The sequence below is a fragment of the Bradyrhizobium sp. WBAH42 genome (assembly GCF_024585265.1).
Lineage (GTDB): Bacteria > Pseudomonadota > Alphaproteobacteria > Rhizobiales > Xanthobacteraceae > Bradyrhizobium.
In genome coordinates, this window is sequence record NZ_CP036533.1 from 7,655,588 (window position 1) to 7,678,465 (window position 22,878).

The window sequence follows — 22,878 nt, forward strand, 5'->3', positions numbered from 1 at the left end:
CTCCGCTGCGCTCCGGCCCGCCGGCGGGTGCGTCGCCGATCGTCTTCGGCCTGCAGATCGCCATCGAGGCCGCGGTGGTCGCGGGCTCGAAACACAACAGGAGAAGTGACATGGCTAACATCGGTTCTTTCAAGAAAGTCGGTAACGAATTCCAGGGCGAGATCGTGACCCTGAGCCTGAAGGCCAAGGGCGTCCGCATTTTGCCGAGACCAACCGATCCAACGACAACGCGCCCAGCCACCGCATCTATGTGGGTCGCGCGGAGATCGGCGCGGCCTGGTCGAAGCGCTCCGAAGAGGGCCGCGACTACCTCTCGCTCAAGCTCGATGACCCCTCGTTCAACGCGCCGATCTACGCGAACCTGTTCGACGACGAAGGCGGTGAAGGCTACACGCTCCTCTGGTCGCGGTCGCGCAAAACCGGCGAGTAAGAGCGCCCCACCAAGCCCCGTCCGGTCTGCCGGGCGGGGCTTCTCATTCTTCCGGGCATGAGTGAGCGATAAGAGCCGCCGGATCGAGCGGCTCGACATTCAATTATTCGGCCTGTCCCCGAGTCCTTTTCTTGGCGCTTGCGGACGGGCGCGTGAGCAGATCGGCGGCCTCAACACCAAGGCTGCGCGCGAGCCGATCGACAACGTCGATACCTGCCGCATAAACGCTTCGCTCGAGTGCGCTGATGTAAGTGCGGTCGATTTCAGCACGATGAGCCAATTCCTCCTGTGACAAGCCACGAGCCTGCCGGAGCTTCCGCAAATTAATTGCAAGTATCTCGCGTATATCCATACGCGAGAGGGCACGTCCTTGAAGAGTATTTCACCACGGAGTATTCTCGACAAAACGCGATCCGGACGGCTCCCGCGACAATTTTGGCGCTTCTGCTCCTTCCTGCCCGCGTGTTAGAAATTGTCTAGACTAAGGCGTGGAGACTTATGAGGAAGCCGCCGCTCGACCCAGACGTCGCCGACGCTGCGCCGGCAGATCAAATTCTCACTGTCTACGATGAGCAGCATGTCGTGACCTACATGCGCCTTCTGCAGGCCGAAAGCCAAGGGGCTGACTGGATGGAAGTCGCTCGAGTGGTGCTGCATATCGATCCGGTGCGGGAGCCGGACCGTGCGCGAAGCGCATATCAGAGTCATCTCGCGCGCGCCAAATGGGTGACCGAGCAGGGACGCCTCTTGCGCGGCACCGGCTCAAAATAGCAGAAAACCGCCGGCTGCCGACTTGCAGGCAGAACTATTTTCTTTTGCTGATGGGTGGTCATTCCGGTGCACCACGTGGTGCCAAACTAGGGGCTTCCTACAACCGGCTCGTTCATACCTATTGCGGCGCAATCGTTGTTTGCAGCGTGCAATGGGGCGGAAGCAATGCCTGAATTCGACTGGCGGTCGCCGGATTCCTATCAGAGCCTACAAGACGCGGAAGTCACCGACATCGCCTGGGAATGTCTCCGCCGCAACGCCGACTATCGGCGCGAGTATGAGGTGATGATTGCCAACAGTCCGAACGGCGAAGTGACTGACGAATTCAGGAGGAAATGGGGTATCTGCTTTCGCCCATGACCCGCAGAGGTCATTCGATGAGCAGACGATCTTTTGGGCGCCTGAGGTTCTAGCGGCCGTCGTTCCGTTGACGGTTGCTGGGGCCGCCGATCGCAATTCAGCGTCTCAACCCCTGCTTGACCTTGCAGCAGGTCAGGTGCGGCGCGCCGCCGACGGCTGGCACGCCGTGCTGCGCATCGGTGCGGTAGATCACCGTGTCTGGTCCAAGGACCCGCTGGTGCTTGGCGCGTCATATGCAGCCGAACTGCCGTTCGACGGCGATTTCGGCGCGCGTGCGTATGCAGCCCGACGGCTGTGGCGCGCGATCAATGGGCGCGCGCCAGGTCCGGCATTTCACACGCTATCCAAACAGCGGCGCGAACGCCTGAGCGCCGCGATCCGTGCGCTTGATGCTCACAGCGCCGGCGGTAGCTATCGCACGATCGCCGAGGCGCTGTTCGGCAAAAAGCGCATCCCCGATCGCGCCTGGAAGACGCATGATCTGCGCAATCGAACAATCCGCTTGGTGCAGGGCGGCCTCGCGTTGATGCGTGGTGGTTACCGGAAACTCCTGCGTCCCGGGCGCAAAGACCAGTAGCGCAGTCCCTCAGGGGTGCCGAAAACCTCTCCCTCCATATTCGGCATCCCCCTCCGAGAACCTGCTCCTCCATGATGACCGCACACACGCCGGCCTAGCCAAGCGTAGTGCGCTGTCCTCTTGGAGTTCTCAAATGCCCGATCCGATGGCCGGTCTTCCCCCGCGATTCCTGCGTACACCTGAGGCCGCGCGCTATCTTGGCCTGTCAGGCCGTACGCTGGAGAAGCATCGCACGTACGGTACTGGACCAACGTATCGGAAAATTGGCGGGCGTGTCGTTTACGCCGTCGATGACCTGAAAGCGTGGGCCGACCTCGGCGCCAAGACATCGACGTCCGATCCCGGAAAGGGGACCGTGCTGCCGGCCAAGAAGCACCCGGTGCTGCGCCCCTATGCCGGCCAGGAACGTCGCTGATTGCCGCGTGAGAGCAGTGACCATGCGGCGCAAACACCGTTCCGAGCGCGATCAGCTTGAGCTTTTTCGGGCGCTACCCGGCGATCTTGCGCCGCGCGACGCGCAGGATCTGGTGGCCTATCCGTTCTTCTCGCTCGCAAAGACCAAGCGTATCGTGCCGATCGATTTCCGTGCCGGTGCGATCGCAATTCGTGTCGAAGCCGTGCCAGAGCACGGCATGGCCACCATCTGGGATGCAGACGTTCTGATCTGGGCTGCTTCCCAGATCGTCGAAGCGCGCGACGCTGGTCTAAAGACGTCGCGTCTGATGGCCGCAACGCCCTACGAGATTTTGACGTTTGTCGGCCGCGGCACCAGCGCACGAGACTACGACCGGCTGAAGGCTGGTCTCGACAGACTTCAGTCAACGACCGTGCTGACGTCGATTCGCCAACCGACAGAACGGCGACGGCATCGCTTCTCCTGGATCAACGAGTGGAAGGAGACATCCGATGCAAACGGACGTCCGTTCGGGCTCGAGCTGATTCTGCCGGATTGGTTTTACGCTGGCGTCATCGATGACGCCCTCGTGCTCACGATCGACCGCGCCTATTTCGAGCTGACGGGCGGACTTGAACGCTGGCTATACCGGCTCGTGCGCAAGCACGGCGGACGCCAGGACGGCAGCTGGAGCTTTGACCTTGTGCACCTGCATGCCAAGTCCGGCATCATCTCGCCGCTCAAGCACTTTGCTTACGACGAAAGTCAAATCGTCCAGCGCCAGACATTGCCCGGCTATCAGCTCCTCCTCACGCGCGATCGGAACGGCACCGAGCGACTGAACTTCACCCCTCAGCCTGCTGATCCTCTAACGGCCGCTTGCGCCGCCGCGGTCTCATTCCAAATTCGGAGGACAACCTGTGAATCAGCTCGTGCTATCGGGGACCGCAACCCTCGTGCTATCGGGGACCCGAACCTCGTGCTATCGAGGACCGGAATCGAGCTTAAGAGCTTGTTTCTCGGCGCTTTCCCGCTACTCTAACTTTACTAACATGCTGACACTAACTTCTTGTTGTGAATCAGTATGTTGTGAACAAGTCGGCCGCGAGGATGCCTCATGCATCCACTCTCTCACGCGCAAGGCTTCGCTGCAATACGATTGTTGTCGCCAACGCACGCGCGCCAACGTCGGGCGCACATCTGCGCGATCGCTGACGTCAACATCATCGCCTGATGCGCGTCACTTCCTTTTGCAGCCACTCGCTTGTCGAGGAGAACTCGCTAACATCCGTGGTTGGCACGACGGCCACCACAAGCCGGAATCTGAGGAAAGGGCGGTCAGGCTAACCAGCGCCGTGCTTGATGGCTTCAAACGCCGTCATGAAGCCGCCGGCAAGAAAAGTTGCGATCTCACCCACATCCCCGTCTCCCCGGGAGACGCTGCTCCGCCGTGGCGGAAGGAAAAGGCGCGCGTGGAAGCGGCCGGGTCGCGGAGGCCCTTACATCGCCGCAGCGACCCGGCCGCGCTTGCCGCCGGCGCCAAACCGGAAGGTCGTGCCATCGATCCAGATCTTGTGCAGCAGCACGGCGAGCGCGCGCGCCACCGCGGTCGCCGCGCGCTTCAGACCCTTCTTCCTGGCCAGCCGCAGGCCCCACAGCCGCAGCTTGAAGTTCTTGGGAATGCGGGTGAGGATCGCGATCGCCGCCTCGTACAGCATCGCCCGCGTCAGCTCATCGCCGCATTTGGAGATGCCGCCGATCCGATCGGTCTGGCCGGATTGATAGCGCCGCGGCGTCAGGCCAAAATGCGCGCCGACATTGGTCGACTTCCTGAATCGCGCCGGATCGTCGACGGTGGCGCGGAATGTCAGCGCCACCAGCGCGCCGACACCGGGCACGGTCATCATCCGTTGCACCGCGCTGTCGCTCCGCGCCGCCACAAGGACCAGGCGGTGCAGTTTTGCCAGCTGCAGCCGCATCGCATTGCGGGCGTCCAGCAACGGCGTGACGATGGTTTCCAATTCCTTCTTCCCGGCCATGATCTCGTGCACCCGAGTTGCAAAGCGGCCGACCGATATCTCGCCGACCTTCAGGCCAAATGGCTTGAGCAGGCCGCGGATCATGTTCTCCATGTCGAGCACCTTGCCGAGCAGCGCCTTGCGCCCGACCAGCAGCGCCCGCAGCGTCTGCGCGGCTTCCGACTTGACATGGACCGCACGGAACCAGCCGGTCCGCATCATCTGCGCAATGCCTCTTGCGTCGTTGCGGTCAGTCTTGTTCAGCATCCCGTTCAGCGCCGCCTTGGCATGCCGGGTCTCGATGCAGATCACGGGGAGACACTTTTCGGCGAGGGCCGTGAACAGCCAGGCCGAGTACGAGAACGCCTCAAGTCCGACGCGCTTGAGGTGGATTCCCCACTCTGCCAGGAACAGCTCGATCGCGTCCGGATCGGTCTCAAGTTTCGCTTCTCGGACGACCTGGCCGTCGCCATCCACTACGCAAATGTTCGTCGCTTCCAGCGACACGTCGAGCCCTGCATAGAAGTCCATCGTTCGCCTCCACCGCCGATCCCCGGACCGCACCGTGCGTTCCGTTCGCGAATCGTTGTGAAGCATCTTCGCTGCAGTTCGGCCGCCGAGGGGGCACAAGCCAGTACCCCGGCTAACAGGAAATCCTTCGGATTTCTTCTAACGGAGCAGGCCGAAAGCCGCATTGGCGGCGCCCCGCAACGGCAGCCCGGCAGGCCAGCCTGCCTTTGCAGGCCATGCACACTCTCGACCAAGCCCAAGCTCACGACCGCCAGCTCCAGCGTCGGGGAGCCGTGGCATGAGTGATCTCACGGAAGTGGAAGTGTTGTGGCTCGAGAAGCGCATCGAAAACCGCGTTCGGTTCGGTCGCATCGTCGAGGAACGGAAGCTTGATCGCCATCGGCGTGTCCTGTCATTCGCGCCGGGTAGCATCTTTGCCTTCGTCCGTTGGACCTCGAACGACTTCGGCACGGTCATTTCGCGGATCGACATCTTGCGCGCAGTCGCTCCGCGACAGCCCTGCTCGACCGTCCCTTATGTGACACCCGGCGGGGAGATTTTGCTGCGCCTGTCTGGCTGGCCGAAGGTCGAGCGAGTGCTGCAAATGATCGATGCCGTTGAGGCACTCGGCATTGATGCTGCTGACGTCGCTCCCGATCATTGGCATCACGTTCATAACCGCCTATCCGTCAACGAAAACCCGCGCCCCTACACAAAAGCGCGCCACCAGGCTTGGCTCCATCGTCAAAGGGTGATGCGATGACAGGCCGCCTGAAGATACTCGTCGCGACGTTTGGGACTGCTGCTGTGCTCGTCGCGACAATCGTCCTGGAGCCGCTTCCGCTTTATATCTGGAACGCCTCCGCGAGCGTGCCGATCGGTCTCTATCGCCTGCGACCGGCGGATCAACTTCAAGTCACTGAATTGGTCGCCGTACAGCCGCCGGAGCCGCTCGCGACCTTCCTCGACCTTAACGGCTATTTGCCCATCGGCGTCCCCATGCTGAAGCGCGTGCTTGCCCTTCCCGGGCAGACCGTTTGCAGAACCGGCCTCACGATTTCGGTCGATACCATCGCGGTGGGCGAAGCGCGGGATCACGACAGACGCGGCCGGCCGTTGCCGAAATGGCAGGGCTGCCGCGTCGTCGGCGACGGCGAGCTGTTTCTGATGAATTGGCAGTCGGACGACTCTCTTGATGGCCGGTATTTTGGATTTCTTCCGGCATCTAGCGTGATCGGCCGTGCGACGCCGGTATGGACGTGGGAGGAGTGAGCGTGCGTATTCGACGCGTTCTCCTCGCCATTTCCTTGTTCGATCGATCGCGGGATCATTCCTCCGTTTCGATCGATGTCTGCAAGGCTGGCGCGAGTCCGACCGCGTGCTTGGGCCGGTTGGGCACGCGCGCTTGTGCTGTCGTGCCCCTGATGCTTCCTCTGACCGCGGGTGGCAGTGCTGCTTTGGCCCAGAACGGATCAGCCGCCCAGCCGACGATCAGTCAGACCGCTCACTCATTTGCCGGCTTCGTCAATGAAGCCTCGCAACGCTTTGGAATTGCGCCGAACTGGATCCGATCGGTCCAAAGCATCGAGAGTGCTGGTGACGTGCACGCCAGATCGCCAAAAGGCGCAATGGGCCTGATGCAAATCATGCCGGCGACTTGGGCGGAACTTCGCGAGCGCTACAATCTCGGGAACGACCCCTACGACCCGCACGACAACATCCTGGCCGGCACGGCCTATCTGCGCGAACTTCTCGATCGGTATGGCTCGCCTGGTGTGTTTGCCGCGTACAACGCGGGACCATCCCGCTATGAAGAGCATCTCGCAGGCGGCTCTTTGCCAGACGAGACGCGAGCATACGTCGCAAAGCTTGCAAATCTGCTTGCCATTGAACTGCCGCCGAGGTGGACGTCCAGCGGACAGTCATCAGCAGCTTCGACGCTATTTGTCACGCGATCCGATCTCATGAAAACGCGAGATCGGTCGCTGGCGCTCATGCCGTCGAGCGGTGTCGCGACCGCAATCTCGGCGCCCGGTGTTTCGCACATGGTTCCGCGGCCAATTGGCATGTTCGTCCCTCGATCGGATTCGGCAGTATCGCAATGACCAAGTGTGCGGGTTCGCAAGACTTGGCGTGCTTCACCGAGCAAGTGCCACGTGCTGATGGCGTACGGGCGATGCCTTCGGCCCGCGCTCTACTCGTCGCTTCGCTCCTCACCGAGCCACCCTACGGGTGTCTCGGCCCTTCGGGTAACGATCGCTATCGCAAGCGCTCGGAAGGGGGGGGGCTTCGCGAGTTGGCTGGCAACTCGCGGCGGCTCTTTTGGGGAACCGGCGACCGGGAGACCACGAGTAAGCGTCCGAGCTCTGCACCTCGCTCAGCTCTTGACAAGATTCCCGGCTTTCCACGCCCACGGCAGCAGTTCATCGAGGCGGTTGACCGGATGTCCGTCGACCATGCGCGGGAGCACGTCATGCAGATAGGCATAGGGCTCGACGTCGTTGAGCTTGCAGGCTTCAATCAGCGAGCACAGCACGGCCCATCGACGGCCCCCGCCGTCGCTGCCCGCGAAGAGATGGTTCTTGCGGCCAAGTGCAACTGGCCTGATCGCGCGTTCGACCGGGTTGGTATCGAGCTCGATGCGACTGTCATGCAGGAAGCGCGTCAGACCTTCCCAGCGCGAGAGCGCGTAGCGGATCGCTTCGGCCAGAGTGCTTCGTCCGGGTACAAGAGGAAGCTGTGCTTCGAGCCAGAGCCGCACGGCGTCGATAATCGGCCTCGAGCGATTGTGGCGAGCCGCGAGCCGGTGCACAGGCGATTGACCGCGAACGTTAGCCTCGATGGCATAGAGCTCGGCTATCCGGCGCAGCGCTTCGGTCGCGATCGGCGCGCTGGTGGCCTGCGCCACCTCATAAAACCGTCGCCGTGTATGGCTCCAACATGCCGCGAGCACGACGTCGCCTCTGCCGGTCAAGGGCTCGAAGCCGGCATATCCGTCGACATGCAGAACGCCCTTGAAGTTCTCCAGATGGGTAGCAGGACGCTCAGCCCTTCGGTCCGGCGCAAACATATAGACGGCGGCCGGCGGTTCAGGTCCGCCCCAGCCGCGTTGCTCGCGGGCATGGACCCAGAGACGTCCGGTCTTCGTTCGGCCGCGTCCAGGATCGAGCACTGGTACCGGCGTGTCGTCGGCGAACAAATGGTCGGAGGCGAACACGCTTTTGGTCAAGCAGATGTGCAGCGCCTCGAGCCACCAGCAGGCTCCGCCAACCCATCCGGCGAGCGTCGACCGCGGAAGATCGACGCCGTGTCGGGCAAAGATCTGCGACTGGCGATAGAGCGGCGTGTGATCGCAATACTTGCTGACCAGCACCTGGGCAAGCAGCGCCGGCGTGGCCATGCCGCCGGCGATCACCCGCTCCGGAGCCGGCGCCTGCATCACTGTCTTGCAACTCCGGCAGGCATATTTGGGGCGAGTGGTGCGGATCACGCGCAGTTGCGCCGGAACCCAGTCCAACATGTCGCTCACGCTCTCGCCGATGATATGCAGCGCGCCGCCGCAGCAGCCGCAGGTCATGTTGTCGACATCGAGTCGCACATCCTGGCGCGGCAAATGATCAGGCAGCGGCTTGCGACGGGAAGACCGTTCGGTGTGTTGCTTCTCGACCGGCGGGCGGCTCTCTCCTTCGCGCGTGAGATCGCCGTCGAGATCTTCAAGCCCGAGCGCCAACTGATCGGGATCGAGGCGCTCGGAACGACGGCCGAACTGCGCGCGCTGCAACTGCTTGATGATCGATCGGAGGCGCTCAATCTCACTGTCGCGATGGTCGATCGTGCATACAATATCGCGGGCCAGGCGATGCAGAAGTTCTGTATCTGTCGGGAGATTGTTGAGATTGAGCTGCATGTTCGATTCTACTCGAACACGCTGATTCGAAGAAGCAACTTCGCCTTATTTGATGCGGGCGTTTGCGATTCATCCAGCAAGAAGCGGACGCCAGAAGCGCTCGGGTGCGCGCCAGTCGATGCCTTCGATCAGCATCGCGAGCTGCGCCGGCGACAGCGTCACCGTGCCGCCAGGCTCCGCCGCGCGTGGCCACCAAAAGCTTCCATGATCGATGCGCTTGGTGAACAGGCAGAGCCCTGTGCCATCCCAAAACAGGATCTTCAGGAGCGAGGCATTCTTGCCGCGGAAGACGAACAGATGGCCCGAGAAGGGGTCCTTCTTCAGGTGTTCCTGGATCAGCGTCGCAAGTCCGTCGAGACCCTTGCGCATGTCGGTATGGCCAAGCGCGAGATGCACCCTCACGCCTGCCGGAACAGCGATCATGATGACTTCTCCCTCTCGGCGAACTGCCGCTTCACCTCCGCCGGACTGCTGCCAGCCGGCGCAAAAATACGCCGTCCGTCATCAAGTTCGATCGCCGTCATCCCGTCCGGCGGCTTTGACGAGATCGCGCAATGCCGCGAGCGCCGGCACCTCATTCGCCATGCCGTCGGCGAGCGCCACCATTGCAAGTTGCGGTGCCTTGCGAGCGGTCAGGCCGAACTCGGCTCGCCAGCGGAACACCATGCTGGTGGCGATGCCATGGCGGCGGCACGCCGCGGCCACGGCGACACCGGGCTTCTCTGTCTCCTGCACGATCGCGCGCTTCTGCTCGTCGCTGAAGCGGCGACGGTTCGATCGCCCATCCACTGTCTGCGGTGTCAAGCGGTATTTGCATCGCGCGCAATTAGCCGCGCTGCTTAATTGAGCCCGGGCACTCGGATGAAGCAGCGATCGCCAGTCCATTTCGTCGCCGGATTCTTCCAGCCGATCGCGCCAAATGCGCAACGCATGAGGCGAAAGACCGAGTGCCGCGGCGTACTCGGCATGTCCCATGCTGCTCCAGTTCATCGCCTCGACATGCATGCCCCAGAACGCCCGAAGAGCAATCGGTTTGCTGTCCGTGCGCACGCTGTAGCGATAGCGCGGCGGCCTTTTGCGTCGCTTCGTTGGCCCCTTCTTGCCCTGCCGTTCAAGCTCTTTGCTGCGCAATTTCCGCAAGTATTCCGCGCGTTTGCGCAGATCCTCCGCGCTCACCAGATGGCGCATCCACCGTTCGAATGTCATGATCGAAAGCTTGCGCCGGCGGCAATATTCCTCCGCGTCCTGATGGCCGCGATACCAGGTCGCAACGTGTGTCGACCAGTACGGATTGTTGGCCTTTGTCCAGGAGCGGCGAGGCGCCATCGGAGATTCTCCACTGCAGCAGAGAACCTGAAATGGAACGAGAACAAAATATGCGAAAGACGTGCAGGATTCGGACGGTTACGACCACGACGGCAGGACGGCGAGATAAAAGGGGCTCGCCGGTCGAACTGCAAGCCATTGGCATGGCTTGGGTTCTGGCGTGCCGGTCGGTCGGGGCGCGTGCCGCGCCTTGCATTTTGACGAATGCAATCAAAGGCGTTTTCGGCACTGTGCGTGCTTTTGATCGTTTGGAGGCCCGGCCGTGAGCGTGGGCGACAGCGATCTGCGTATTCGGCCTGGGCGCATTCGCAGCACCCGCGCGCCGAAGCAGAAAAGCTTCATCAATCAGGTCCTGCGTGCCGCGAAGAAAGCAGGACACACCTCGGGTCAGACAGGGGCGGGCGGGCGCTCGGCGGCCTATGGGCGCTCGACGTTTGGCCGCGGCCGCCTCGCCTTTAGCCGCGCCAGATTGTTCAGCCCGACGCGGCGCGTTGTGGTGAAGGCGCGCGTGGTTCGCCACAAGGGGCGACTCTTCCGCTCAGCACCGCTGACCGCCCACCTCTCATATCTGAAGCGCGACGGCGTGTCGCGGAGAGGCGAGCGGGCCGAGATGTTCGATGCCGGCAGCGACCGCGCCGATAGCGCGGCTTTCGCGGAGCGGTGCGAGGACGACCGGCATCATTTCCGATTCATCGTCTCGCCCGAGGACGCCGGCGACATGACCGACCTGAAAGCCTTTACCCGCGATCTCGCCAGGCAGATGGAAATCGACCTTGGCACGCGGCTCGACTGGGTTGCTGTCGATCATTGGAATACCGACAATCCCCACGTCCATCTTCTCGTTCGGGGAGTAGATGAGGAAGGGGCGGATCTCGTGATCTCCCGCGACTACATCAGCCAGGGCCTGCGCTCACGCGCCGAGGAACTGGTCGAGGAATTCCTGCGCAACGCCCATACCGACATTCCGGACGTCGTCGAGGCCATGCGCCAGTACTGGATGCCGACCCGCTACGCTCGCGCGCGCTGATCACTGCAGACGTGGGAGCTCATGCCGGTTACTATCGATCGTGCGTCCCACCTCCATCGATGGTCTTGTCTTGCAAGGTGCTCATCTTCCGTATCTGAGACTCTCAAAGGTGAGCGGGCGGATTCGGGCGAGAGCCCTGAGCGCCCCATTCGCTGATCTTCACCTGTCAAATCTCGCGAGCGCTGAGCTGGAACAGGCAGACCTCACCGAGGCGCGGCTTCTGTCCGTAGGCCTGGCCGACGCGAACCTCGCCGGTGCTGTGCTCAACAGTGCATCTATTCATTCCTGTCAGCTGGACGGAGCGGACCTATCTCAGGCATCAGGTGAGAGCATTTCGATAACAGAGAGCACAATGCGAGCCGCCAAACTTACCGGTTTTCGCGGCCGCTGCGCCTTTGTGCGCGACTGCGATCTCGAACATGCGGACCTATCACAGGCTTACCTCTACAGGTCGATGATCACCGGTGATCCGCCGCAATCAATGGCATTGGGTCACGCAAATCTCGAAGGCTCCAATCTCGTTCAGGCATATCTCGCCGCGGGTATGACCGATAGCAACCTGGAGGCAACACGGGCCGCATACGTTCGCATGAACCAATCGTCCCTGCGCGATGCGAACCTGAGTGGGATATCGCCATTCCAGGCCAGCTTCGTGAAAGTCGACTTTTCAGGCGCTAAGATAACCACTTTCGAGCCGCCGTTTTTTGCTGACCGTTGTCGGGGACTGCAGGTCGCTCTGGAGGGGGATCAGCGGAGCGAGCCATCGAACTATCTGGCTGAACTCTCATCGTTGATGCGACGTGGTCGAGAAGGGTCAACCTGACTCCTTTGAAAACCGCAAGAACAGAGGGAGCTGCAGTGGCGATGAGCTTAGATCAGCTTGATGCTGTGGTTCGAGCTGTAAGCGGGCGTTGAAGCTCTTTGGAGTTCGTCTGCGTGCGCGGCCCACACGGGATGCCCAGGCCGCGCATCTTCTCCACTCTTTTTGCGTTCAAGAAAACGGGAGTAAGAACATGCATCTGGCAGGTCTTTCCGCAGGCAAGGCGTTCATCCGGGAGGTCGCAAGAACAGGTCAGACCATCGGCACGGTACACACTCTGGGCGCCCTGCATCTTGGGCATGCAGAACTGATCAGAAGAGCGGCCTTGGAGAATGACGTCGCGATTGTCACAGTGTACCCGAACAAGATCCAGCTTAGACCAGGTGGGAGCTACGAGTTCAATTTGGACGATGATATTGGACTTGCCCTACGTTCGGGAGCGACTGCCGTGATTTCCTCGTGCGACACCGAAATGTTTCCGCCTGGCTATCGAACGTTCGTATCGCAAGGTGACTATCATTTGCGTTTAGATGGGCCTGAGGCGTGCTTGAAGGAAGCCGTAACCGGTGCGGTCCGTTGGATCTGCTATGCGCGGCCAACTCGCAGCTACTTCGGCCTGAAAGATATCGGTCAGGCGATCCTGGTGAAGCGCGCCGTTGCAGACCTCCTTCTCGATTGCGAGATAAGGTTTGTGCCGACCGTGAGATACAAGAATGGAATGCCGATTTCGTCGCGCTTGAGGCGATTTAGCCGGTCTGAGCTTGACGAGCTGTCGTGCCTCTTCACGGCACTCAACCATTTAAGGGAAGAGATCGTCCGAGGAGAGTCGAGCGTCAAGGACCTTGTAGCGTCGGCTGCATCTCACATAAAGTTCCGCCGGTTTAAATTCGATTTTCTTCGGATTGTCGGCGCTGACAGCTTCGAAGATCTAGAGCAGGTCAAGCTCCCTTTCATCATTATTGGGGCGGCAACGGCTCATGGCCTGAGGGTTTTCGATAGTATCTATGTTCCAGATCAGGATACCCTCCTAAATGGTGCTCCGGATCTCTGGATCGACCTGCCTAAGCACTCGTAGCTAGACCATTTTTCACCCCATGGCCTTCACGGAACCGGTACACTGGCGTGGCATGTAAACAGCATGCAAAAAGAAATCTGAGCTGATCCGTTGGCGCGCTAACATTTCCCCGACATTCACTGGCCGCGAAGTCTAACCAGCATGCATCCCAGACTACCACCCGCTCGGGCGCCCAGGGCACTAAGCTGGCGCGGTCGCTACCAAAAATATTTGCTCTATTCGACATTTCCGGGAGGGTGACATGTTTGATGTTTATCGCAATAACAGGCGGGACTTCCTTGTCATAAGCAACGGGTCTGCGATACCCGCACTTTACTCATCCAATAAATGGCGCAAGAGCAGAATTAGAGTTCTCAAAGTCAGCGACGAGATAAAGTCGGCCGTTCAGCGACATGGGTACTACGTTCGTAGCTTTCGAGTTGGTACAAGGGGAATGAGCTAGGGCTTGAACCAATAACGCCATGTCGGCTGACGAGGGCCAAGCGGAAAACATCTGCTCGGGATGAGTTTACCGGTTTCAACCCAAAGCGGACACGTCGGAAGCAAGGCGCATCTTCGGCAACGCCAAAGCATAAACTCGGCTCCGAAGCGGCGCTGACCGGATAGTCGATAGTTGCGCTAAAGACGAAGTTTTACAGGAGGTTGGCACTCCCGTGACTGCTATTTCCTGGAGGTGCAGCCTACAAACATCATCGCGTTCCGCGGCCTATTCAGCGGCTGAGAGACTCTTTGTGCTTCCGCCAGATCAAGCTCGGGAGTGCAGCTATGCCGATCTCGCGCCTGATTCCAACATCAATTTCACCTGCGACCAACAACACCTTGTCGAGACTGGCTTCAACTGTGCGCTTAGGAAGCTTGGCTTGATCGAGTCGATCATGGCCATCTAAACTGCGACTGATCGCAAAAGAGTGATTGAGGTTCATAGTCCTGGGTGACTGACAGCTGTTGCTGTGAGCGAGATGACGATTCGCGACATCAGTCTGTCCAAAGAAAGAAGCAAGCTAGGCGGGCGCCGTCGGTATTATCTTTTCGGCATTGATCGGCAAGATGAAGAGGATGTCCACTCATCCGTCTCGCTGTCGAGGGCTCTGACCGGGCTTACGCTAGTCCCGCTCGTGCTCGTCCCTCAATCTCCGCTCGAGGCGATCGGCTTGCTCTTTGCTCAAATTGACCGCCCCCCAACTAATCCCAACCAGAGCCGGCCCCTTCCGTTGCCGATCGTAAACCATCCAGCCCCTTAGCCCCCTGACGAACCAAAAATCGGCGCGGTGAGGGCGTCTTGTCGCGCACCGCCATGTCAGATCGGCGCTTTGATCATCTGATCATCACCTGATGGTCACCCGAGTTCGCTCAAGACAACGCGCCTCCGGAACTCGTGCGCGGCAGCTTTCAAATCGCAGACTCCGATCAGACAGAGTTGCCTCAAGCTTAGGAGAGCAAGCGGTCACACAGCTCGACACAAAGCCCAGATCCCAATATCGCTATAGCGCGTTGCTCCTCCGAATCGAGATCAGCCCATGATATGCTTTCATCACGCGCTCCGGTTTCTCAAAAGCCAAACGCATGCCTGATGTGCCGGAGCATAGCGATCGCCGCGTCGGTGTACCGACCGTGCGTGAGGAATTGATCCAGTTGCGTTGTGAAAACCAGCGCCGCAACTGCCACCGTGAAGCCCTTGAACATTGGGCCTCTCCTGAAAGAGACCGCCAACCGGGCGTGTCGAAAAATTAGATGTTCTCAGATTGGCTGCCGCCAATGGCGAACGAATATGGAAATGGTGACAGTGAGTGGTAACTACTCTCTTAAGGGGTGCGGTGGACAGGTACCCCGAAGCCGCTAGACCCAGTACCGGATGACCCACTCACGATTTCGAACCGGCGGACTGAAAAGAAGATAGGGCTGCATGATGCTTGACGCCACGGAGCGGACCAAACGGAGACCGCGTTCCGTATACGCGATCGGGCCATACGCTGTGTGAATGAAAGAAGCCGCCAATTGAGATGGCCTCTTGTCGCATGAGAAGATTGCGCTGCTCAGAACGACAAGAGCGCTATCGCTGCGAGCACCGTGTTGAGGGCGCCAATGGCGATGATGGCCGCCGTAACGATCCGGTCATGGCTCATCACTTCCTCCACTATTAAAGAGAGGATAACCTAACACATCTATCTAGGCGGGAAAAGGTCTCGACTTGATCATGGGGCGGGAGATCTCAGCGTATCGGCGCATTTTAGCGCCGATCTCACACTGACGTGCTGTTCGCACATTTGCCTCGGGCGGGCTGCCCCAGGTTTTGCTGTTCGACCTTGTCGCGAAGGCGTTTGGCTTCGGCGACTAATCGGGACGGCGCTCCGTCCTGCGCGGTTGCTCCGATTTGCCCCGCCTCCCGCGTTCCCCGACCGAAACGGTTTCTGCAGCGTTTCGGTGCAAGGCTTCAGCCTCCATTTTACAGTGTCCGAGCCTTCCAGAGGCCGGACACCGCATCAGGTTTGAAGCCTCACCGGCGCTCAACTTGCCGACCTGCGGACCTTACCTGCACCTGCTCGCGTCCGCATTTCAGAGCCTCCTCGCACCCTCCTCTTTCTCAGGTTACCCCACAGGACCCCCCAATTCGGGAACTACTATCCAAGCGATGGAAAGATTGCCGCCTCCAGCTTCGCCGCCTTGGGGTGCCTCGGCCAAGATCACCAGATGGGCGGCAGACTGCCGAGCCGAGCCGCCTCAATCGGTCTCCCTGGGCTCGAAACGACAGTGAGAGGTCGCAAAAAGGCTGGCTAGCTTGGGAGTGTGTATTCGATTGGATGTTGGCTTCCGCGCAGCCCTCGTCCAACTCGTGGTGACAGCTCTCACTGATTGAGTAGATCGGGTCGGAAAGTCAATGCGATCCTTACTGCCCGACATGGTAGGGCTAGGCCAGCCGCGCTTTGAGATAGTCTGGTTGGGCGGCCCGTCGCAGCCAAACGCTCACGGCAGCTCGAAACGGTGAATCGTGACCCTAGATCTGTAACCTCTCGGGAGCAAAATCTGCGGAGATGATCATGAGCAGGCGATCAGAAGATCATGAAGCAGATGACATTATCCCGCTGAGCGAGTTGGATGTAAGCGAAGGCAGGCGCTTTCAAGACGACAGCATATGGGGTTTCTTTGACCGGCTGCGAAGAGAAGATCCCGTTCACTACTGCAAAGACAGCCCTCATGGCCCATATTGGTCCGTGACGAAGTATCGGGACATCGTAGCGGTAGACACAAACCACAAAGCATTCTCATCAGAGCAAGGTGTCACTATTGTCGACGTGCCTGATAAGCACTGGACCCAGAGTTTCATCAAGATGGGGCCTCCCAAGCACACCGAGCAGCGCAATACCGTGAGCCCGATCGTCGGACCGGAAAGCCTGACGAAGCTCGAAACCTTGATACGCTCTCGGGTCAGGGCGATTCTCGATGGCTTGCCGCGCAATGAAGCCTTCAATTGGGTAGACATGGTCTCGATAGAGTTGACGACGCAAATGCTCGCTACGCTCTTCGACTTCCCATTTGAGGACCGGCGACTACTGACCTATTGGTCAGACGTAGCTGTTACGACTCCAAAAGCAGGCCATGCGATCGACAGCTGGGACCAGCGAAGCACAATCTTATCAGAATGTCTGGACTATTTCACAGGGCTTTGGAACGAGCGCATTAATGCCGAGCCGCGCCTCGACCTGATTTCCTTGATGGCGCATTCGCCCGCCACACGCCATATGAAGCCGAGTGAGTTTCTCGGGAATCTGATTCTGTTGATCGTTGGGGGAAATGATACAACGCGCAACTCGATTACCGGTGGCCTCCTGTTCATGAGCCAGTACCCCTCCGAACTGCGAAAACTAGCCGACAACCCCAAGCTGGTCTCGAGCGCCGTGTCCGAGATTATCCGATACCAGACACCGATCGCGCATATGCGCCGCACTGCCGCGGTCGACAGCATCGTAGGCGGAAAACAGATCCGGAAAGGCGACAAGGTCGTCATGTGGTACATCTCCGGCAACAGAGACGAAGAGATCATTGAGAACGCCAACCGTTTCATGATCGACCGGAAGAATGTACGGCAGCACCTCTCGTTCGGATTCGGAATCCATCGCTGTCTTGGTCGACACCTTGCGGAACTGCAGTTGAGAGTCCTCTGGGAAGAGATTTTGGATGCGAGACTGGAGATCGTGATCGTCGACGAACCCGAGCGAATTGCATCTAGCTTTGTGCACGGCTATTCGGCTCTCCCCGTGCGGATTGAAGCGTAGGCCCTGGTCGCGCCAGTCCCCGGCCGCCGGTGCGCGGTCGGGGTGGATTGATCTGAACTATCTTGTTCAAGCTGTGCAGATGGCTCGATCAACGCGAAGCATTTGCAATAGGCTACTCATCGACCGGGCAGACGCTTGAAGACCCCCTGAGAAGCGACATGTCAGGCGCACGTCTCGACTTGCAAACGCCTGAGATGCCGAAAAGGCCTGAACGGCAACTCCGATGCCGCGTCTCCGGGTTGACTTGGATAGCCGGAACCGTGGACGCCGGCATCGTTCCTGCCGGTTAAAAGGCCGCGAACGATCTGAAACATTTAGTAGACCGGCTTAAGAACCGCGCCAGCAATTTCGAAGCCGGTCATGGTTTGAGCCTCGTGATGGTCACCGGTTGACGTTGTAGCTGCGGCCGATCTCGGCCAGGGCCTCGCCAGCTTCTCGGCGGACCAAGGCCTCGCGCTTCTGTTCCGGCGTGAGCTTCGGCGGGCGGCCCATGTGCTGGCCTCGGGCGGTCGCCCTGGCTCTGCCTTCCGCCGTTCGGGTGCGGATCAGGTCGCGCTCCGCGTCGGCCATGCCCGCCATGACGGCCAGCATCATGCGGCCGGTGCTGGTGCCTGTATCGGCCCAAGGCTCCGCGATAGAGGGGAACACGGCGCCGCTATCGTTGATGAGCTGAACAATTGCAAACAGATCGAAGAGAGACCGCACCAAGCGGTCGATGCGAGTGACCGTCACCGCGTCGCCAGGCTCCAACTTGGCAAGCATGCGCTGCAGCTCTTTGCGATCGACGTGGGCACCACCGGCTGTGTCCTTGAAAATCGGATCGCACCCCGCTGCCTTCAACTGGGCCAGCTGGCCGTCGAGGGTCTGCCCTGTGGTGCTGACACGGGCGTATCCAACGAGACGATTTTGGGCGCTACCTTCGTTCATATCTTTTGTGCATTGTAACTGGCGCACGGGTCGCGCCGTCTCCGAATGGCTCGAAGTCGAGTGAGATTGACGGCCTGCTGGCGATTTCCTGCTGAACGCATCGAGCAAGGGCTATTACGTCTGCCTCGTGCGGCAGCTCTCGTGCGCGCAGAGCAATGAGGTCGCGGCGGCGATCATGTCAGCGTGCCGCAGTCCAATCCGCGTTGATTCCCGCGCTCAAGCGGCGTTCAGCGCCTGCGCGAGATCGGCGATCAGGTCCGACGGGTTCTCGATGCCGATCGAGAGCCGGATCGTGGAATCGAGCACGCCGATTTTTTGGCGGATGTCGGCGGGAACGCCGGAATGGGTCATGGTCGCGGGCAGGCTTGCGAGCGATTCCGTGCCGCCGAGGCTGACCGCCAGCTTGAGAATCTGCAGGGCGTTGAGGAATTTCACCGCCGCCTCCTTGCCGCCGACGATGTCGAACGAGAAAGTCGACCCGGCGCCGAGGCATTGCCGCGCGAACACGCGCCCCGAGAGCGAGCCCTGCTCGTGATGACCGAGGTAGTGCACCTTGGCGACCTTCGGGTGATCGCGCAGGAAGTCCGCCACGAGCCGCGCATTCGCATCGGCTTTCTCCATCCGCAGGCTGAGCGTCTCGAGCGAGCGGTTGATCATCCAGCAGGAATGCGGATCGAGCTGGGTGCCTATGGCGCCGCGCAGCGCCTTGATGCCCTTCATGATCGCTTTCGATCCGAGCGCGGCGCCCGCGATCAGGTCGGAATGGCCGCCGACATATTTCGTCAGCGAATACAGCGAAACATCCGCGCCATGCTCGATCGGCCGCTGAAACACCGGCCCGAGCAGCGTGTTGTCGCAGGCGATTATCGGCGTGTGTCCCTGCGCCTTGCCGATGGCATCGGCAATGCGGCGAATCATGGCGATGTCGACGAGGCCGTTGGTCGGATTGGCGGGCGTCTCGATCAGGATCATCGAAACCCGCCCCTTGCGCATGGCCTCTTCCGAGGCCTGCTTGACCGCCGTCTCGTCGATGCCGTCGGCAAAGCCGACGGCGCCAATCGACAGACGCGCGAGCGTGTTCGTCAGCAGGGTCTCCGTCCCGCCATAGAGCGGCTGCGAGTGCAGGATGATATCGCCGGGGCGAACGAAGGCCAGGATCGTGGTTGCGATGGCCGCCATGCCGGATGAGAACAGCGCGCAACTCTCCGTGCGCTCGTAGATCGCGAGCCTGTCCTCGACGATCTCGCTGTTGGGATGATTGAAGCGCGAATAGACCAGGCCCGCGCCCATGCCTTCCGGCGGCTCGCGCCGGCCGGCCACGTAATCGAAGAAATCCTGCCCGTCCTCGGCAGTCTTGAACACGAAGGTGGAGGTCAGGAACACCGGCGTCTTGATGGCGCCCTCCGACAATTGCGGATCATAGCCATAGGTCAGCATCAGGGTTTCCGGATGCAGCATATGATTGCCGATGTGAGTCTTCGACGGGAACGGTTTTACCATGGCTGCCTGGCTGTTCTGATGCTTACCGCGCGTTGCGCGCCTATCTGTGGTAAACGGCGGTGGTCACGAAATTGACCCCGGCCTTTTTGGAATCCTTGTTTTCCGGCGGTTTTCGCGCAGTTGTGGCATCGGGAAGAGCGTTCCACTCTCACCGCTACTTGCACGAATGTTAGCCGCTCACCTGACCAATGCGGTCTCTAAGCCGGCGCTCCGCAGTACAGCGCTACGTCTCATGCGAATTTTCAGCCTCCTGCAGTCAAAGGCTGCTTCACAGCCTGAGGCGGTAATCATTGAGTACCCTATCCCTTAGAGCGCCCTTGATCTCGCGGGCAATTTCCTTACGGACCTCGGCACCTAATTCTCGCTTGGCATCCTCGACCGCGCAAAATCTGTCATGCCTCAAAACGATGCATTCCATACTCCCTTGCCAGGACTGAGTAGACCCAATCCACGTACGATACGTTGTAACCTCTGAAGCATTTACCTGTCGGTAAGCTGACGAAGAAGCTATCACGAGTCGCGACTCAGAATTGGAAAGGCGGTGATGGTTGCGCCTGCCTGAAGCTGCGCGACCATTTCGGCGCGATCACCATAAGACAGGGACGTATCCGCGTGGAGGCGCCTGATCTTTTCCTCGCCGTGCCACCGCCCCCTTGGTCTGCGCGGCCGCCCCCTGTCGCTCCCTGAACTGTTAGACTGCCCGCGCCGCACACATCGCGCGCGGCCTCTCGGCGAGGTCTCAACGCTTCAAGTTCAGGCTGATGAGGTATCCCAGCAGATTGTCACCGTAATAGTTGCGCGTCGGGCAATCGGTGCCGGTCTCGACGGCGCGATAGCGGTGCGGCCGTCGGCAAATTAACCCTTGAAAAGACCCTTTGCAGGATTACCGAAATGGCGCGGTCGACCTAACGAAGTTGCAGCCGCCTCTCGGGAACATCCTTCTCCGCAGTCACATGGCGTGCTCGCAGTTCAGCGAGCCGTTTCCATGCGTTCGGCGGGCCGCAGGGCAGCCTCGTTCACCACGATCGGGCGATCTCTTCAGCAAGCCGGCCGACTTCGTCGTTGATGGCGTCCATCTGGACGCCGAGCTCGATCTCCTCCCTCTGCAACCGGGCACCTCACTCCTCCAGCCAGGTGGGGCCTCGGGTACATCCGCAAGCGGAGCGAGGCGCTCGCGGATGCCGCGCAGTGCCACAAGCCGTGGCATTGCGACGAGATGGCGCCGGATCTCGTCAATGCGTCACGAGTGCGGGTGCGTTGGGAGACGGCCTCATCGTAATGCGCCTTGGACCGATCCCTAGCTTCAACGAGCCGCCCGTGATCCGAGGCCGGAGGGTCGAATTTCTCCCGCTCTGCCTTCAGCTCCACGAGCCGCGTCTTGAGGTCAACGAGCGCGCCGCTGCGTGCCCGCAATCTGTAGAAGCCATCTGCCTCGCTCCTGAGATCGATGGGCCTTTGGCTGAGATGAGCAAGTCCTGCGCTCGCAGAAAACAGCAATTGTCCGAGATCGCCCTTACTTGCTAGAATGCTTTCGCCACCCTTCTCGAGCGTCTCGTCGTCGAGCGAGAACATGGTGCGATAGGCGTCACGGTCGATGCCCCTGATTCGCCGCGAATTGCGCTTTCCGGGATAGGGCGATCATCGGCGTCAAGCAGGCTGTTGTGCGGAAGTTTGATTCGCGCGAAGTCCCGCTTTTCGGCACCGAACTCCAGTGTTCCGCCAATCCGCATGGTGGAAAAGGGATGGAAAAAAGCGAACGGACTCTGCGTCGCAATTCCGAACAACAAATCGAGAGACGCAGTGAAGGCGGTCGATTTGCCAGCCTCGTTCGGTTCGTAGATGACATGTAGGTCCGGCTGATCGGTGGGCCGCTCGCCGAAATCGATACTGTGGTCGGCGAATTTCCCGTACCGGGTAAGGTCGAGGCTGCGCAGGCGCATGTCTTAGCCGCCCTGTCCGTCAGGCTGAAGGCGCGCCATCACGCTTTCCGCTCCGTCACGCCCCATGCGCGTGAGCGCCTCCCGAAACGACACCTCGTCAACCCCGAAGGTGTCGCGGATTTCCGGGGGGAGCTGCGCTCTTATCTCCTCAGTCATGCCAACGAGTTCGTTCTGAAAGGCGTCGGAGGCGAGTATGTCCTCCTCGATCACGCGGTGGAGCTCGAAAAGCGGTCCTCGGATGGCTCCTCCGACCGGTCGGTCGGACGGCAGAGGATCTCCAGCTTGTCAACCCAGCAGATCCCGATGACCGAGGCCCTGTCGTCCACCTCCGCCTTCAGCAGATCCGTGTCCCGGCGAATCCGCCAAGCGAACGGAGTTAGTCCCTCTATCCTAACGCGCGCGACGAGATGATCTGAACTAACCCCGCTGCGCTTCCTTTCTAAGGCACGCGATATGGCAGACACTAGTTCGCGCCAGTCTTCTATTCCGTTCGCATCCACCAGAACGCGCTCGAACTGCGAGATGCTGGTGGTGCGCTCTTCGATGTGAATCGAGCGATCGTCCTCGATGGTCACAAGCGTCACGGATTTCGGGCCAGCCTCGCTGATGTCCCGGCCCTGCGGGCGTGCCCGGCATCACAATGGCCCACGCCCCTTCGACGGCCGAACGCATGTGTACATGGCCGACCGCCCAATTGCGAAAGCCCGTGGCGGTCAGATCAGCAATGGCGCAGGGAGAATAGAGGTCGTGGCCTAGCGCACCGCCGAGGTTGGGGTGCAACACGCCGATGTTCACCGTCCCCTCGATAGCCGGCTTGTACCTGCCAAGCAGGCTCTCCAGTGCACCGATGAATTGATGCTGAAGATTGTAGCGGGTTGCAGCGAGCCTCCTTAGAGAAGCGGTTTGGATATTCCCCGAGTTGATTACCTCAAGGTCCCTGGGGAAGACCGGCAGTAGTTTGGCATTACCTGTGGCCGAAGTTTCTCCTGATACCCTTCGGGGCATCTACCTCATATTCAGATAAG

At 60.3% G+C, this 22,878-nt stretch carries 22 protein-coding genes and 4 pseudogenes; 15 read left to right on the forward strand and 11 right to left on the reverse strand.

Going from position 1 to position 22,878, the window contains the following annotated elements; translation table 11 throughout:
* Positions 1 to 110 precede the first annotated feature (110 nt).
* Positions 111 to 430, forward strand: a pseudogene (locus tag DCG74_RS36015) (DUF736 domain-containing protein).
* Between the two features lie 103 nt (positions 431 to 533).
* Here the strand turns inward: DCG74_RS36015 and DCG74_RS36020 are convergent.
* On the reverse strand, positions 534 to 782 hold the full coding sequence (locus tag DCG74_RS36020; protein WP_172789211.1) for a helix-turn-helix domain-containing protein: 249 nt from the start codon (positions 780 to 782) through the stop codon (positions 534 to 536).
* Between the two features lie 146 nt (positions 783 to 928).
* Between DCG74_RS36020 and DCG74_RS36025 the strand changes: the two genes are divergently transcribed.
* From DCG74_RS36025 to DCG74_RS36045, 5 genes are all read left to right on the forward strand, one after another.
* A complete protein-coding gene (locus tag DCG74_RS36025) occupies positions 929 to 1,201 on the forward strand; it encodes a DUF2285 domain-containing protein (RefSeq protein ID WP_172789212.1) in 273 nt (90 codons plus the stop codon).
* 165 nt (positions 1,202 to 1,366) lie between these two features.
* Entirely contained in the window at positions 1,367 to 1,561 is a 195-nt protein-coding gene (locus DCG74_RS36030; RefSeq protein ID WP_172789213.1) for a transcriptional regulator domain-containing protein, read from the forward strand.
* A gap of 136 nt (positions 1,562 to 1,697) precedes the next feature.
* The gene (locus tag DCG74_RS36035; protein WP_306557966.1) at positions 1,698 to 2,138 is read left to right on the forward strand and encodes a DUF2285 domain-containing protein; all 441 of its coding nucleotides are present in this window, start codon (positions 1,698 to 1,700) and stop codon (positions 2,136 to 2,138) included.
* Positions 2,139 to 2,271: 133 nt separating this feature from the next.
* The gene (locus DCG74_RS36040; RefSeq protein WP_007594540.1) at positions 2,272 to 2,553 is read left to right on the forward strand and encodes an AlpA family transcriptional regulator; all 282 of its coding nucleotides are present in this window, start codon (positions 2,272 to 2,274) and stop codon (positions 2,551 to 2,553) included.
* A 22-nt stretch (positions 2,554 to 2,575) separates the two neighbouring features.
* On the forward strand, positions 2,576 to 3,574 hold the full coding sequence (locus tag DCG74_RS36045) for a replication initiator protein A (RefSeq protein ID WP_306557967.1): 999 nt from the start codon (positions 2,576 to 2,578) through the stop codon (positions 3,572 to 3,574).
* A 457-nt stretch (positions 3,575 to 4,031) separates the two neighbouring features.
* Here the strand turns inward: DCG74_RS36045 and DCG74_RS36050 are convergent, their stop codons facing one another.
* On the reverse strand, positions 4,032 to 5,081 hold the full coding sequence (locus DCG74_RS36050) for an IS110 family transposase (protein WP_172789214.1): 1,050 nt from the start codon (positions 5,079 to 5,081) through the stop codon (positions 4,032 to 4,034).
* A gap of 277 nt (positions 5,082 to 5,358) precedes the next feature.
* On the opposite strand from DCG74_RS36050, the gene DCG74_RS36055 reads away from it, so the two are divergent.
* The 3 genes from DCG74_RS36055 to DCG74_RS36065 all read left to right on the forward strand — a co-directional run bounded on the left by DCG74_RS36055 (position 5,359) and on the right by DCG74_RS36065 (position 7,165).
* Positions 5,359 to 5,823: a DUF2840 domain-containing protein gene (locus tag DCG74_RS36055; RefSeq protein WP_172789215.1), complete on the forward strand. Its 465-nt coding sequence runs from the start codon at positions 5,359 to 5,361 to the stop codon at positions 5,821 to 5,823.
* Positions 5,820 to 6,332: a S26 family signal peptidase gene (locus DCG74_RS36060; protein ID WP_172789216.1), complete on the forward strand. Its 513-nt coding sequence runs from the start codon at positions 5,820 to 5,822 to the stop codon at positions 6,330 to 6,332. Before DCG74_RS36055 ends, DCG74_RS36060 begins: the two co-directional genes overlap by 4 nt.
* A gap of 152 nt (positions 6,333 to 6,484) precedes the next feature.
* Complete coding sequence (locus tag DCG74_RS36065; RefSeq protein WP_306557969.1) at positions 6,485 to 7,165, forward strand: lytic transglycosylase domain-containing protein; 681 nt, start codon at positions 6,485 to 6,487, stop codon at positions 7,163 to 7,165.
* Positions 7,166 to 7,437: 272 nt separating this feature from the next.
* Here the strand turns inward: DCG74_RS36065 and DCG74_RS36070 are convergent, their stop codons facing one another.
* From DCG74_RS36070 to DCG74_RS36080, 3 genes are all read right to left on the reverse strand, one after another.
* Complete coding sequence (locus tag DCG74_RS36070) at positions 7,438 to 8,967, reverse strand: IS66 family transposase (RefSeq protein ID WP_172789218.1); 1,530 nt, start codon at positions 8,965 to 8,967, stop codon at positions 7,438 to 7,440.
* 69 nt (positions 8,968 to 9,036) lie between these two features.
* On the reverse strand, positions 9,037 to 9,390 hold the full coding sequence (gene tnpB, locus DCG74_RS36075) for an IS66 family insertion sequence element accessory protein TnpB (protein ID WP_172789219.1): 354 nt from the start codon (positions 9,388 to 9,390) through the stop codon (positions 9,037 to 9,039).
* Positions 9,391 to 9,471: 81 nt separating this feature from the next.
* Positions 9,472 to 10,293 (reverse strand): transposase, encoded by an 822-nt coding sequence (locus DCG74_RS36080; RefSeq protein WP_210268548.1) that lies wholly within the window; start codon positions 10,291 to 10,293, stop codon positions 9,472 to 9,474.
* Between the two features lie 262 nt (positions 10,294 to 10,555).
* On the opposite strand from DCG74_RS36080, the pseudogene DCG74_RS36085 reads away from it, so the two are divergent.
* The 5 genes and pseudogenes from DCG74_RS36085 to DCG74_RS36105 all read left to right on the forward strand — a co-directional run.
* Positions 10,556 to 11,224, forward strand: a pseudogene (locus tag DCG74_RS36085) (relaxase/mobilization nuclease domain-containing protein); the annotation flags it as partial.
* 205 nt (positions 11,225 to 11,429) lie between these two features.
* Positions 11,430 to 11,624: pseudogene (locus DCG74_RS36090) on the forward strand (pentapeptide repeat-containing protein); the annotation flags it as partial.
* 48 nt (positions 11,625 to 11,672) lie between these two features.
* Entirely contained in the window at positions 11,673 to 12,143 is a 471-nt protein-coding gene (locus tag DCG74_RS36095) for a pentapeptide repeat-containing protein (protein ID WP_246709088.1), read from the forward strand.
* A gap of 190 nt (positions 12,144 to 12,333) precedes the next feature.
* Positions 12,334 to 13,215 carry a pantoate--beta-alanine ligase gene (locus DCG74_RS36100; protein ID WP_172789392.1) on the forward strand — a complete coding sequence of 294 codons (882 nt, stop codon included), beginning with the start codon at positions 12,334 to 12,336 and terminating at the stop codon, positions 13,213 to 13,215.
* Positions 13,216 to 13,456: 241 nt separating this feature from the next.
* Positions 13,457 to 13,657: a hypothetical protein gene (locus DCG74_RS36105; RefSeq protein WP_246709081.1), complete on the forward strand. Its 201-nt coding sequence runs from the start codon at positions 13,457 to 13,459 to the stop codon at positions 13,655 to 13,657.
* 1,106 nt (positions 13,658 to 14,763) lie between these two features.
* Here the strand turns inward: DCG74_RS36105 and DCG74_RS36110 are convergent.
* Positions 14,764 to 14,898, reverse strand: coding sequence for a hypothetical protein (locus DCG74_RS36110; protein ID WP_257187491.1), 135 nt, complete (start codon positions 14,896 to 14,898; stop codon positions 14,764 to 14,766).
* Between the two features lie 1,352 nt (positions 14,899 to 16,250).
* Here DCG74_RS36110 and DCG74_RS36115 point away from each other — a divergent pair.
* Positions 16,251 to 17,486 carry a cytochrome P450 gene (locus DCG74_RS36115; protein ID WP_172789393.1) on the forward strand — a complete coding sequence of 412 codons (1,236 nt, stop codon included), beginning with the start codon at positions 16,251 to 16,253 and terminating at the stop codon, positions 17,484 to 17,486.
* 381 nt (positions 17,487 to 17,867) lie between these two features.
* Here DCG74_RS36115 and DCG74_RS36120 read toward each other — a convergent pair whose 3' ends face one another.
* The 5 genes and pseudogenes from DCG74_RS36120 to DCG74_RS36145 all read right to left on the reverse strand — a co-directional run bounded on the left by DCG74_RS36120 (position 17,868) and on the right by DCG74_RS36145 (position 22,428).
* Entirely contained in the window at positions 17,868 to 18,413 is a 546-nt protein-coding gene (locus DCG74_RS36120; protein ID WP_172789394.1) for a recombinase family protein, read from the reverse strand.
* A gap of 216 nt (positions 18,414 to 18,629) precedes the next feature.
* On the reverse strand, positions 18,630 to 19,913 hold the full coding sequence (locus DCG74_RS36125) for a cystathionine gamma-synthase family protein (RefSeq protein WP_172789395.1): 1,284 nt from the start codon (positions 19,911 to 19,913) through the stop codon (positions 18,630 to 18,632).
* Between the two features lie 1,401 nt (positions 19,914 to 21,314).
* A pseudogene (locus DCG74_RS36135) lies at positions 21,315 to 21,853 on the reverse strand (AAA family ATPase); the annotation flags it as partial.
* 3 nt (positions 21,854 to 21,856) lie between these two features.
* Positions 21,857 to 22,063: a hypothetical protein gene (locus DCG74_RS36140; protein WP_175421778.1), complete on the reverse strand. Its 207-nt coding sequence runs from the start codon at positions 22,061 to 22,063 to the stop codon at positions 21,857 to 21,859.
* A complete protein-coding gene (locus DCG74_RS36145) occupies positions 22,060 to 22,428 on the reverse strand; it encodes a hypothetical protein (RefSeq protein ID WP_257187492.1) in 369 nt (122 codons plus the stop codon). Before DCG74_RS36145 ends, DCG74_RS36140 begins: the two co-directional genes overlap by 4 nt.
* Positions 22,429 to 22,878: the final 450 nt, after the last annotated feature.